The 12,925-nt window shown below is 37.7% G+C and carries 10 protein-coding genes; 2 read left to right on the forward strand and 8 right to left on the reverse strand.

Features of this window, described 5'->3' with window-relative positions:
* Positions 1 to 3 precede the first annotated feature (3 nt).
* A complete protein-coding gene (locus tag UXI14_RS12820; RefSeq protein ID WP_277901272.1) occupies positions 4 to 285 on the reverse strand; it encodes a hypothetical protein in 282 nt (93 codons plus the stop codon).
* Complete coding sequence (gene surE / locus UXI14_RS12825; RefSeq protein WP_335966477.1) at positions 278 to 1,057, reverse strand: 5'/3'-nucleotidase SurE; 780 nt, start codon at positions 1,055 to 1,057, stop codon at positions 278 to 280. Before surE ends, UXI14_RS12820 begins: the two co-directional genes overlap by 8 nt.
* A gap of 302 nt (positions 1,058 to 1,359) precedes the next feature.
* Here surE and UXI14_RS12830 point away from each other — a divergent pair, with 302 nt between their 5' ends.
* Positions 1,360 to 3,558, forward strand: a complete 2,199-nt coding sequence (locus UXI14_RS12830) for a carboxy terminal-processing peptidase (protein WP_335966478.1) — start codon at positions 1,360 to 1,362, stop codon at positions 3,556 to 3,558.
* Between the two features lie 234 nt (positions 3,559 to 3,792).
* On the forward strand, positions 3,793 to 4,884 hold the full coding sequence (locus UXI14_RS12835; RefSeq protein ID WP_335966479.1) for a DinB family protein: 1,092 nt from the start codon (positions 3,793 to 3,795) through the stop codon (positions 4,882 to 4,884).
* A gap of 66 nt (positions 4,885 to 4,950) precedes the next feature.
* Here the strand turns inward: UXI14_RS12835 and rodA are convergent, their stop codons facing one another.
* The 6 genes from rodA to UXI14_RS12865 all read right to left on the reverse strand — a co-directional run bounded on the left by rodA (position 4,951) and on the right by UXI14_RS12865 (position 12,743).
* Positions 4,951 to 6,228, reverse strand: a complete 1,278-nt coding sequence (gene rodA, locus UXI14_RS12840; protein ID WP_335966480.1) for a rod shape-determining protein RodA — start codon at positions 6,226 to 6,228, stop codon at positions 4,951 to 4,953.
* Positions 6,229 to 8,163 carry a penicillin-binding protein 2 gene (mrdA, locus tag UXI14_RS12845; protein WP_335966482.1) on the reverse strand — a complete coding sequence of 645 codons (1,935 nt, stop codon included), beginning with the start codon at positions 8,161 to 8,163 and terminating at the stop codon, positions 6,229 to 6,231.
* 498 nt (positions 8,164 to 8,661) lie between these two features.
* Positions 8,662 to 9,483, reverse strand: a complete 822-nt coding sequence (gene mreC / locus UXI14_RS12850) for a rod shape-determining protein MreC (RefSeq protein ID WP_335966483.1) — start codon at positions 9,481 to 9,483, stop codon at positions 8,662 to 8,664.
* 9 nt (positions 9,484 to 9,492) lie between these two features.
* Entirely contained in the window at positions 9,493 to 10,521 is a 1,029-nt protein-coding gene (locus UXI14_RS12855; RefSeq protein WP_277901279.1) for a rod shape-determining protein, read from the reverse strand.
* 132 nt (positions 10,522 to 10,653) lie between these two features.
* Entirely contained in the window at positions 10,654 to 12,186 is a 1,533-nt protein-coding gene (purH, locus tag UXI14_RS12860) for a bifunctional phosphoribosylaminoimidazolecarboxamide formyltransferase/IMP cyclohydrolase (protein WP_335966484.1), read from the reverse strand.
* Between the two features lie 101 nt (positions 12,187 to 12,287).
* Positions 12,288 to 12,743 carry a GAF domain-containing protein gene (locus UXI14_RS12865; RefSeq protein ID WP_335966485.1) on the reverse strand — a complete coding sequence of 152 codons (456 nt, stop codon included), beginning with the start codon at positions 12,741 to 12,743 and terminating at the stop codon, positions 12,288 to 12,290.
* Positions 12,744 to 12,925 lie beyond the last annotated feature (182 nt).

Consider the following 12,925-nt stretch of genomic DNA (forward strand, 5'->3'; position numbering starts at 1 on the left):
ATATTAAAAAATTTTTATCATTAATATAATAAAAGCAGTTAAAAAAGTGGCAATAAGGACACCTTTGGCCCTTAAATCCCTTTTCAGCTTTATAAACCCAAAAAAGGCCACTAGGTTTAGCAATGCTCCCAAAGCCAATAAACTTCCCAAATGTCCTTGTTCGCGAGCTACTTTTATACTGTCTTCAATACTTAGATCAGAGAAGATAAGAATGTATAGCAAAGTTCCAAGCACATTTGCAATGATACCGACAAAAAATCCTATTAAAACTTCTTTTCTAGTCATTCAAACTCCAGGTATTTAGATCTTGAATAGCGTGATGTGCGGTTAGGTCGAATTGAACGGGAACCACCGAAACATAGCCATTTGCCAAAGCCCACTCGTCGGTGTCTTCGCCTTTGTCCTGATTTTCAAATTTTCCGGTCAGCCAATAATAATCCCTTCCCATGGGGTTCGTACGCTTGTCAAATTCTTCTACCCATCGGGCACGGGCTTGTCTGCAAATCTTGATGCCCTTGATTTTATCATCTTTTAATTTGGGAAAATTTACATTGAGGACCACCCCTTTGGGGATGCCATTTTTTAAGGCACTTTTGGTAATGGTCTTGGCGTATTCTTTAACAGCGTCAAAATTTGCTTCCCAAGAATAATCGCAAAGGGAAAAACCAATGGCTGGAATTCCTTCGATGCCTGCTTCGACTGCTGCGCTCATGGTCCCGGAATAAATAACATTGATGGACGAGTTGGACCCATGATTGATGCCGCTAACACATATGTCCGGCTTTTTGTTTAAAATTTCATTAACCGCCAACTTTACACAATCTGCCGGGGTGCCGCTGCAACTGTATTCAAGTTGTACGTCTTCTTCATTAATGGTAATCGGGCTACAATAAAGCGTTGAATTTACCGTAATTGCATGCCCCATACCACTTTGTGGGCTGTCTGGGGCCACCACGATTACTTCGCCAATTTCGTTCATAACACTAATAAGCGCTCTAATTCCGGGCGCCGTAATCCCATCGTCGTTGGTTACAAGTATTAAAGGTTTATTTTTCATTTTGGGTTTTGGTATTTACAGTGCTAAAATAATCAATTTAAATATTAAAATAATTTATAGAAACGTTTAACAAAATATTAGGCGGAAGAGCATACCATGGCACGATTTTTTCGTTAATTTAGTCGTTTAAAAATAATAAGGAAAGAAATATAATTTTGTTTATATATGATTGATGTCAAATATTATAAGCAGAAATTTCTTATATTTCGAAACATACAGTTCTGTTAGATGGTAAAACTGTATGAAATTTTTAAAAAGAATAATGCAGAGGGATTTTTTTGCCTCAAAAAAAATAGTTGTAAATGAAAAGGAATTTAGTGTATTTGCTCGCGGCCTTACTGGTTTCTGCGGCATCGTGTAGTTTTACTAGCAAGTTTGACAACCCTGATAAAGACAAACTTTTACTCGATTTGATATCGTATGTGCTGGAAAATGGTCATTACAATCCGAGGACAATCGATGACGATTTCTCAGAACATGTTTATGATGATTATATTGAAGCGTTAGACCCGCTTAAAAGATATTTCTTGCAAAGCGATATTGACGAGTTTAAAAAATACAGATCGGCAATCGACGATCAAATAAAAACATCAGATCTAACATTCTTCAACCTTACCTACGACAGGCTAATGCAACGTATGGACGAGGCATCTGTAATGTACAAAGATGTTTTGGAGAAACCTTTTGACTATTCAAAAGAAGAAAATATAGATGTAGATTACGATAATTTGCCATATGCAAAGACCAAAGAAGAACTTTGGGAACGTTGGAGAAAGCAATTGAAGTTTTCAACTTTGGAGCGTTATGCCTATGGAATAGAAGGCATAGAAAAGAAAAAAGAGCCCCAAAAGAAAATGACCAAGCAAGGCATAGAAGACGTTATTGAAGAAGATCCAATTGCGCCCGGTTTGGAAAATGACGACGATTTGCCCGATGACCCTATTGCCTTGGAAAAGAAAACCAGGGAAGATACCCAAAAAACAATCGGGGAATATTTTGACTTTATGAACGATTTGGAGCGCAAAGATTGGTTTGTGGTTTATCTAAATTCTATTGTTGAAGAATTCGATCCGCATACGTTTTATTTTGCACCCGATGAAAAAGAACGTTTTGACGTGGGAATTTCCGGTAAATTTGAAGGGATAGGAGCTAGGCTTCAAAAGAAAAACGACCATATTAAAATTGTAGAAGTTATCTCGGGCGGGCCGGCTTGGAGAGGCGATAAAGTAGAAGTGGGGGACGAAATAATGAAGGTAGGCCAAGAAAACGAAACTCCAGTGAGTATAGTGGGAATGCGACTTGAAGACGCCGTTAAGCTTATTAAGGGGCCTAAAGGAACCAAAGTAATACTTACCATAAAACGCGTAGACGGAACCATTGCCGAAGTGCCTATTGTAAGAGACATTGTGGAACTGGAAGAAACCTATGCCAAGTCATCTATTGTAAAAAAGGACAACAGGACTTTTGGAGTTATCAACCTTCCTAAGTTTTACATAGATTTTGACGATTATAACAATAGAAATGCCGCTTCTGATGTGGCCAAGGAAATCACCGAACTTAAAAAGGCAGGAGCCGAAGGGCTTGTTCTGGATCTTAGGGACAATGGCGGCGGATCTTTAAAGACAGTGGTAGACATGGCCGGGCTTTTCATCAAAGATGGCCCTATTGTGCAGGTAAAATCTACCGGAAAGCGCAAAGAAGTGCTTGCCGATACCGATAAAAATATTCAGTGGGACGGACCTTTGGTTATCCTTGTAAACGAGTTGTCGGCTTCTGCCTCAGAAATATTGGCGGCCGCAATGCAAGACTACAAAAGGGCCATTATTTTAGGAAGCAAGCAAACCTATGGAAAAGGAACGGTTCAAAACGTAATTGACCTAAACCAATTCTTAAGGGGCGATAACGAATATGGAGATGTCGGGGCATTAAAAGTTACCACCCAGAAATTTTACAGGATTAATGGTGGCTCGACACAATTGGAAGGCGTTAAGAGCGATGTGGTGGTTCCAGATAGGTATAGTTACAGGGATATTGGCGAGAAAGATCAGGAAAACCCTCTTCCGTGGGATAAAATAGATGCCGTGCAGTACAACGATTGGGCCGGTTATATTGATTATGATGAAACCATTGAGAAAAGTAAAGAAAGAATGGCCAAAAATAGCCAATTAACACTTATAGACGAAAATGCCAAATGGGTGAAGAAACAACAGGAAGACAAAGAATACCCGCTTAACATAGACCAATATCTTGCAGAAACAGAAAAGGACGAGCAGGTTTTAAAAGAATTCAGGAAAATATCCGATTATAAAACCAACCTTACCTACGAATCACTTCCTTATGAAGTGGAACTGATGGCAAAAGATAGTGTACTTAGACAAAAAAGAGAACGTTGGCATGCCAATCTTTCCAAGGATGTTTATATGGAAGAAGCCTTAAATGTTTTGGAAGATTTAAAAATGAACAATATCAAGAACAATAAGGTAGCCAATATCAAGGATTAATAAAGAAATTAATAGAGGATAAAAACCCGTGTCACTTATCTGTGGCACGGGTTTTTTGCATATATGTAAAAGTATCGTTCCTCTATTGTTGTTATTTTACGTGCTTATTTTTATGTATAAGATGTTGTAAATCAGAAAATAATAAATAAATTTAAAAAATTTTGATATTGAAATAATAAAACACGAATGCCTTGAAACTCATAAAAACTAATCAATTAACTAAAAATAACGTATATGAAACTTCTTAAAAATTTATTGATTGTTATCATTGTAATTATAGCAATTCCATTGATTGCTGCCTTATTTGTTAAAAAGGATTATAAAGTAACGCGGGATGTAATTATCGAGCGGCCAAAAGAGATGGTCTTTGATTATGTAAAGTACCTAAAAAATCAAAATAATTACGGTAAATGGGCAAATATAGACTCAAACATGAAGCAAACCTTTGAAGGGACGGATGGTACCGTTGGCTTTGTTTCGATGTGGGAAAGCGATAATAATGAGGTAGGAACAGGAGAGCAGGAAATTACCAAAATTGATGAAGGAAAAAGGATAGAATACGAATTCCGATTTAAAAAACCTATAGAATCAACCTCGCCAGGATTTATGAGTACCGAAGAAATAGCCGATAACCAGACAAAAGTTACTTGGGGATTCAATGGGCACATGAAATACCCCATGAACCTGATGATGCTTTTTATGGATTTTGAATCGCTTATTGGTAATGACCTGCAAGTAGGCCTGGACAAACTAAAAGAAATACTGGAATCTCAACCTATAGAAGCAAAAGTAGGGACTAAGGCATTTTTGTTGCAGTACTTTAACCAAACCACCGACAGCCTTATTGCCGATGTAAGTACTCTAACCGAAGCACAATTAACCTTCAAGCCTGCACCAGATAGTTGGTCGGTAAGTCAATGCCTCGAACATATTGTTGCTTCAGAAAAAATGCTTTTTGATATGGCCAAAAAGGAAATGGAAAAGCCTGCCCAGCCCGAACTTAAAGATCAGGTTAAAACATCGGATACGGCATTGATAAGCATGATGACAGACAGGAGCAAGAAGTTCCAGGCCCCGAAAGAATTGCAGGGCACCGGGGAATACAAAGATCCGCAAGTGGCCATAAACGATTTTTTGGCTGCCAGGAAACCTGTCTTGGAATATATAGAGAATACAGATGTTGAAAACATGCGAAACCACATAAGTGATTATCCAACCGGAAAGTCCGACGGTTATCAAAACCTATTGTTTATTGCCGCACATTGTGCAAGGCATACCAAACAGATAGAGGAGATAATGGCCAATCCTAATTTTCCGAAGGGTTAATGTTAACTGAAATAGAAAATTAAAAAATAATGCTTCTGATAAAATTGTTTTGGAGGCATTATTTTTTTACCATTCATTAATTCTGTTGGCATCGAGTTTTATAAAAATAAATAGCAAAAGGGTAAAACCCAATAAACCGGAACCTCCATAACTAAAGAAAGGGAGCGGAATTCCAACTGTTGGCAACAAGCCAATAACCATCCCGATATTAATGGCAAAATTAAAAAATATAATCGAGGCTACCGAATAACCGTAAATCCTGCTGAAAGCCGACTTTTGCCTTTCGGCTACAATTATGAGGCGTAAAATTAATAAGGTAAACAATACCACGACCAAAGCACTGCCAATAAAACCCCATTCTTCGCCAACAGTACTAAAAATATAATCTGTATGTTGTTCGGGTACAAAATTTCCTTTGGTGCGGGTCCCCTCTAAAAAACCTTTTCCAATAAAACCACCAGAACCAATGGCCGATTCGGATTGATAAGTGTTATAACCAATGGTTTTACGTATTTGCTCTAGCTTAACAGGGTCTTTTTCTAGCCGCAACCATAAACCAAAACGGTCCCTGTGCCTTTGCTGGAAAACATTGTTGTAGATAAAATCTACCGAATAAGAGAATAGGCAAGTAGTAATAAGGATGAGGATTAGCTTAAAAACCGATACTTTTTTCTTTCTTTTTTTAGAAATAAAATAAGTGATTGCCAATAAAATAGCAGCTCCAATAAAAACCCATATCGTGCCGTAAATTAATGTAGAGACAAATAGTATAACTGCAAAAACGCCAATAAGTAAATAACTGGCAGGAAGCCCTTCGCGGTAAAGAACAAAAAAGAAAGCAGCATATACCAAAGCACTTCCGGGGTCTGGTTGCGGTATAATTAAAAGTGCCGGTATGCTAATTATTACAAAAGCCCTAAATAAATCTTTTATATTGTGGATGTCTGTTTGAATGTCGCTTAAAAACTTGGCTAACGCCAAAGCCGTGGCTGCCTTTGCAAATTCTGATGGCTGGAGGGTCATGCCCCCCATGGCATACCACGAGGTGGCCCCGTTTACATTTTTTCCAAATAAAAATAACCCGGCGAGCGAAAGTAGGGAAATAAGGTATATTACGCCCGAAAAGCGCTCGTAAAATTTTGCTTCGACAGAAAGTACAAGAATAATCAATACAAGACTTGCCCCTATAAAGAAAAGTTGTTTTCCGTAAAAGGCATCCGTGTTAAAAATAGACGAAGTTTCGCCACTGTAAGAAGCAGAATAGATATTTAACCAACCAATAAAAACCAAGAAGAAATAGATGAGAATACTTAACCAATCTATTTTTTTTAAAAAATTGCTCATTTATGGTATAGGTTTATCATTATTTGGGACTTTAATGTTTACGGTATCCTTAACGGGCCATTTTATAAATTTTCCATCATTAATTGTAAAGGATTTTCCACTCAATGGTTTGGCGTATTCTTCTTCAAGGCTACCGTTTAACACATATTCTTCCATATCTGTTCTTGTAATTTCACCTTTTATGTATTTTTCAATCATCAGGCCTGCAATTCTACCGGCCCATCTGCTTCCCCAATAACCATTTTCAACAAATACTGCGATGGCTATTTTAGGGTCTTCCACAGGAGCAAAGGCCACAAATATGGAATGGTCTGTAAGCTGTACCCTTTTGTCGTTTATTTTGGTAAAGTTTTCTGCGGTACCTGTTTTTCCCGCCATGGATATATCGGGGATTTTTATCCATTGGGCCGTTCCTTTTTCATACACGTCTCGCATGCCCTCTACAACGGGTTCAAAATACTGTGGATCTACCGTTGTTTGATGTTTTTCTACAAATTTATGGGCTATGGTATCGTTTTCTATTTTTTTAATAATATGCGGGGTAAAATAATATCCCCTATTGGCTATGGTGGCCGTTAAATTTGCCAATTGAATGGGCGTTGTTAAAACTTCCCCTTGCCCTATAGCGTTAGAGAGGGTATTGGTTGCAAACCATCTTTTTGGACCGTATATCAAATTGTAATAATCTTCATCAGGTACTTTTCCAGATTGCCCGGTTGGAAGGTCGTATCCTAAATAATTTCCCAGACCAAAACTCTCCACATGTTTTTGCCATGCATCCATTCCTTCGGCAGCCGATGGGTATTTTTCAATAATACGCCTGTATGTATTTGCAAAATAGGCATTACAGGACATATAAATTCCCCTGTCAAGGTTGTTTACGCTCCCATAGGGACAATGGCAGCCCATAAAAGAATTTCTTCCGTATCGGTAGCCATGATAACAGGTAAAGGTAGTTTGTTCGTCTATAACACCCTCTTGAAGTCCTATTAAAGCATTTACCGTTTTAAAAGGAGATCCGGGAGGGTACGTAGCATTGAGTGCCCTATCGTACAGTGGCTTTGCAATAGAGTCGTAATAAAGTTCGGTATAATTTTTAGAGCGTTTTCTGCCAACCAACAAATCCGGATCGTAATTTGGGGCGGTAACCAAAGCCAATATCTGGCCTGTTTTGGGGTCGAGGGCAACAATGCCACCCCGCTTATGGATCATTAATTTTTCTCCATAAGCCTGTAATTTATTGTCTATTGTTAGTTCAATATCTTTTCCGGGAACGGGAAGCGTATCGTAAATTCCTTCTTTATAGGGCCCAATAACCCTGTTAAAGCGATCTTTTTGAATAAATTTCACTCCTTTTCTCCCTCTTAATACTTCTTCATATTGTTTTTCAACTCCTTGTCTTCCTATAAGCTCCCCCGATTGGTAATAAGAATACTCTTTTAAGTCCCAGTCGTTTACTTCACTAATGTAGCCCAATATATTTGCCCCGACGCTGGTCATGTAATGCCTTAAGGATCTCTTTTGAATGTAAAACCCTTCGTATTTCCTCATTTTCTCTTGAAGGATGGCATATTCTTTTTTGGATAATTGAGGAACAAATACCGACGGAAGCCTTGGGGAATAGGTATATGCTTTTTCAAATTTTCTGCTGAAGTCTTCTTTGCTGATGTTCAGAAGTGTGCAAAATTCTACCGTATCCAAAGGCTTTACATCCCTTGGGATTACCATGACATCATATGAAGGTTGGTTTGCAACTAGCAATTCCCCATTTCTATCGTAAATATAGCCACGTTCGGGATAGTCGTAAACCGCTTTTATTGCTGTATCGTCTAGAGGATTTTTATTGGTATTATCCAATAACTGCAAATAAGAAAGCCTTCCTATGTAAACAATAGCAACAATAACGATAATGGACGATAAAAGTAATTTCCTCATGAACTCTTCCTACTAAACAACGAGATAAAAATTAAACACAAAATTAGTGTGAATATTGCAGAAAATATGGTTTTTTTTAGAATTAGCAAAATATGTGCAAAGCTAAAAATCTCTAAACTGAAAAGTATGAAATGGTGTGTTAAAATTAAGATAGTTAAGTAGTTAACCCGTTGCCCAAAATGTGTTTTCTCTATTTTTATGGTGTGGTAGTCGTAACTTAACCCAAATACCGAGCGCATCATGAGTGGCCTACAATAAGCAGTACAAACACAGGCGGCAGCATGGACGCCGCCACTGTCGCAAAAAATATCGATACTGAGTCCCAATAGAAAAGAAAAAAAGAGGAACAATATCCTATTGTCCTTATCAAATGGAAAAAATATAATAAACAGTATGTAGATATATGGGTTTATATACCCCAAAAAATTAATGTTGTTAAAAATTATTACCTGTAAAAGTATCAACAATATAAAGCGGACCGTATTTATAAAAGTTGTTTTATTCATCGATACTATTTTCCAGGTTCATTATTTCATTCCTGTCCAGATTTTCAATAACATATACATGATCAACGGTGGTCATGTCATTAAAAAGCTCAACATCAATAAGGTAGTAATTTTCTGAAATGTCTAATGAAAAATCTTTTATGGTCCCTATTAAAATCCCTTTAGGAAAAATGCTGGACATACCGCCGGTAATAATGGTATCTCCTTTTTTAATGGGGGCAGCCCTTAAAATATCTACCAACTGTACTGTATTAAAGTCTTTGCCGTTCCATTTTAAGGAACCAAAGTTGTTGGTATTCTTAATGGAAGCGTTTATTTCTGAAAGCGAGTTTAAAACAGATTGTACATTGGCGTAGTTGCTCGATGTATTCTCTACAATCCCAACTATACCGTTGGAAGTAATTACTCCCATGTCTTGGCGTATACTGTCGTTGGAACCTTTGTTTATAACCAGGTAATTGCGTTGTAAATTGTAACTGTTTTTAATAACAGCAGCTTGGTGCAACCTGTAATTTGAAGACAGCGAATCGGTATACGATATTGAATCGTTGACATTTAATCCTTCCTTTAACAATAACTTTCTTAACCGAAGGTTTTCTTCAACTAACTGTTTGTTGTAATCTTTTAAGTGAAAATAGTCTGAAATATTGTTGGTACTATTGTAAATACCTCCTGAAACCCAATTTGCAGAGTTAAGGAGTTTTGTTTTTTGATATGAATGCGATTGTACAATAAGAAAAAGTGAGAAACTAAAAAGCAATAGAAAGGTAATAAAGGTCTTATTCCTTATTAAAAAATTGACAATCTGTTGCATTCACTAATTCTATTTTATCAAGATTGGTTTATACTTTTCTAAATTCTTTAAAGCAATTCCCGTTCCACGCACAACGGCCCGCAAGGGGTCTTCTGCAATATAAACAGGAAGGTCGGTTTTTTGCGAAATACGTTTGTCCAACCCGCGGAGCATCGATCCACCGCCGGCTAAATAAATACCGGTATTATATATGTCGGCAGCCAATTCTGGCGGAGTCTGCGATAATGTTTCCATAACGGCATCTTCAATCCGTAAAATGGACTTATCCAAAGCCTTGGCTATTTCCCTGAACGAAATTTGTACCTGTTTGGGTTTTCCGGTAAGTAAATCGCGTCCTTGAACACTCATTTCTTCCGGTGGAATTTCTAAATCTTCAGTTGCGGCACCAATGGCAATTTTTATATTTTCGGCAGTTGTTTCCCCAACATATAGGTTATGCTGGGTACGCATGTAATAAATAATATCGTTTGTAAAAACATCACCGGCAATTTTAACCGATTTATCGCATACAATACCGCCTAATGCAATTACTGCAATTTCGGTGGTACCGCCACCTATGTCCACAATCATGTTCCCTTTTGGTTGCATAATGTCCAGACCAATACCAATAGCGGCGGCCATGGGTTCGTGTATTAGGTAAACTTCTTTTCCGTTTACACGTTCGGCCGATTCTTTTACCGCCCGCATTTCTACTTCCGTAATCCCGGAAGGGATACAGATAACCATTTTTAAGGTAGGCTGAAAAAAGCGCTTTTTTAATGCCGGAATCCCCTTAATGAACATGTTTATCATTTTTTCAGAAGCATCAAAATCGGCTATTACACCATCTTTAAGCGGCCGTATGGTTTTTATGTTTTCATGGGTTTTCCCCTGCATCATGCTGGCTTCTTTTCCAACTGCTATAATTTTGCCGGTCATTCGGTCTCTGGCTACAATAGACGGGCTGTCCACAACAACTTTGTCGTTGTGTATAATCAGCGTGTTGGCTGTTCCGAGGTCTATTGCAATTTCTTCGGTTAAGAAGTCAAAAAATCCCATGAATTATTCTGGTGTTAATCTGGTTATTCCTTTTAATTTTCCGGCATTAAAACCGGCTGTTTATATTTTATTGAATCCCTTACAGAAAACCTATAAGGGATTTTTATTTATAATCTTTCAAATGTAATAAAATTAATGTTTAAAATGGCGCGTTCCGGTAAATACCATTGCAACATTATTTTCATTACAATAATCTATGCTTAATTGATCTTTTATTGAGCCCCCTGGTTGGATAACGGTTGAAATCCCGGCTTTGTGAGCAATCTCAACACAGTCTGGAAAAGGGAAAAATGCATCGCTTGCCATGGCTGCCCCGTGAAGGTCGAATTTAAAAGATGCTGCTTTCTCTATTGCCTGCCTCAATGCATCAACTCTACTGGTCTGTCCTGTGCCGCTGGCACATAATTGCTGGTTTTTGGCAAGGACAATGGTGTTGGATTTGGTGTGCTTGCATATTTTGGAAGCAAATAACAAATCATCTAACTCTTTTTCGGATGGTTTATTGTTGGTTTCGTAAGAAAGGTCTTCTTTTGTGTCGGTTTTTAAGTCTTTTTCCTGAACCAAAACCCCGTTTAAGCATGAGCGTACCGACGAGTTAGGAAGGTTGATGTCTTTTTGAACCAATATAATCCGGTTTTTCTTTCCTTTTAAAACTTCCAGCGCTTCATTGGTATACGAAGGGGCGATAACCACTTCGCAGAATAAATTATGAATTTCTGCTGCCGTTGCTTTGTCAATTTCAGTATTTGCAATTAAAATCCCACCAAAAGCCGAAACAGGATCGCCAGCCAAGGCATCTACATATGCCTGATGGATAGTTTTTCTGGTTGCAACTCCACATGCATTGTTGTGTTTTAAAATGGCAAATGTAGGTTCATCATTTTTAAATTCTCCAATTAAATTAACGGCCGCATCAACATCCAGTAAATTATTGTAAGAAAGTTCTTTTCCGTGAAGTTTGTCGAACATTTGGTCGAGGTTTCCGTAGAAATATCCTTTTTGGTGCGGATTTTCTCCATATCTCAATGTTTGTCCTTTGTGCTCGCTTACTTTAAATGCTTCCAGCTTTTCGGTCTGGTTGAAGTAATTAAAGATAGCGCTGTCGTAATGAGAGGAGATATTAAAAGCTTTGGCCGCAAAGCGTCTTCTGTCTTCTAAAGAAGTTTGACCGTTTTGGTTTACTAGAATGCTTAAAGTTTCGTCGTAATCTTCCATGGAGGAAACACAAAGCACATCTTTGTAGTTTTTGGCAGCGGCCCTTATTAAAGAAATTCCGCCGATGTCAATTTTTTCAATTATATCTTGTTCGCTGGCTCCACTGGCCACTGTTTTTTCAAAAGGATATAAGTCTACAATAACAATGTCCAATTGGGGAATTTCGTATTTTTCAAGCTCGGCAGCATCGCCTTCATGGTCTTGACGGTTCAAGATTCCGCCAAAAACTTTAGGGTGAAGTGTTTTAACCCTTCCTCCCAAAATGGAAGGATAACTGGTAACATCTTCTACGGGAACTACTTCTATGCCAAGGTCTTTGATAAATTTCTCGGTTCCTCCTGTAGAATAAATAGTTACACCCAGTTCGTCTAATTTTTTTACAATGGGTTCCAGGCCGTCTTTGCTGAATACGGAAATTAAAGCTGATTTAGCTTGTTTTAAATTGTTCATTGTTATTGAGTTGTTTTGGAGTGCAAAAGTAGTTTTTTTGCTTTAAAATGTTGTGTTGTATCTATGGAAAATCTTGGTTTTATTGCTAAACTCCAGCTGATTTACAAAATTTTTGCAACCTCGCCGTTTACAAATTCCAAAAAATCTTCGTCTTTATTGGTAAAAGGGTCTGCCGTATGCGAATCGATATCGATCTGACCCACATTTTCACCATTTACAAACAATGGTATAACTATTTCTGCTTTTACAAAAATACTACAAGCTATATAATTGTTTTGTGCTTTTACATCGGGAACTACAAAATTCCTATTGGAAAACGCTACTTGCCCACAAATCCCCTTTCCAAACGGTATAATGGTGTGGTCTGTTGGCTCTCCTGCAAACGCGTGGAGCTTTAACTCATCTTTGTCTCCATTCTTAAAATAAAAACCTACCCAATTGTAGTATTCTATATTTTCTTTTAAAAGTTCGCATATTTTGGAAAGCTTTTCTTCAGTAATCAGTACTTTGTCATTAATTATCGAGGAAACCATGGGTTTTAGGGCTTCAAATGTCATAAGAATTTAATTTTGGCAAAATTAGGATAAAGTTTATTGCTGATGAAGTTTGTGCCGCAAAAGTTTTCTGTTATAAAAGACATCCTGCATGACAAGGCATATTTTTTTAATGAAGGCGCTATCCGTTATCTTAATACATGCAGAAATGGGTTTATATACTGTTATGGCTTGGTTACTTTTAA

The sequence above is a fragment of the Galbibacter sp. PAP.153 genome, assembly GCF_037029175.1.
Taxonomy (GTDB): domain Bacteria; phylum Bacteroidota; class Bacteroidia; order Flavobacteriales; family Flavobacteriaceae; genus Galbibacter; species Galbibacter pacificus.

Bases quoted from the DNA above. Each gene is read 5' to 3' on its own strand.
- UXI14_RS12820 (WP_277901272.1), bottom strand. From the start codon at position 285: ATGACTAGAAAAGAAGTTTTAATAGGATTTTTTGTCGGTATCATTGCA.
- surE (WP_335966477.1), bottom strand. From the start codon at position 1,057: ATGAAAAATAAACCTTTAATACTTGTAACCAACGACGATGGGATTACG.
- UXI14_RS12830 (WP_335966478.1), top strand. From the start codon at position 1,360: ATGAAAAGGAATTTAGTGTATTTGCTCGCGGCCTTACTGGTTTCTGCG.
- UXI14_RS12835 (WP_335966479.1), top strand. From the start codon at position 3,793: ATGAAACTTCTTAAAAATTTATTGATTGTTATCATTGTAATTATAGCA.
- rodA (WP_335966480.1), bottom strand. From the start codon at position 6,228: ATGAGCAATTTTTTAAAAAAAATAGATTGGTTAAGTATTCTCATCTAT.
- mrdA (WP_335966482.1), bottom strand. From the start codon at position 8,163: ATGAGGAAATTACTTTTATCGTCCATTATCGTTATTGTTGCTATTGTT.
- mreC (WP_335966483.1), bottom strand. From the start codon at position 9,483: ATGCAACAGATTGTCAATTTTTTAATAAGGAATAAGACCTTTATTACC.
- UXI14_RS12855 (WP_277901279.1), bottom strand. From the start codon at position 10,521: ATGGGATTTTTTGACTTCTTAACCGAAGAAATTGCAATAGACCTCGGA.
- purH (WP_335966484.1), bottom strand. From the start codon at position 12,186: ATGAACAATTTAAAACAAGCTAAATCAGCTTTAATTTCCGTATTCAGC.
- UXI14_RS12865 (WP_335966485.1), bottom strand. From the start codon at position 12,743: ATGACATTTGAAGCCCTAAAACCCATGGTTTCCTCGATAATTAATGAC.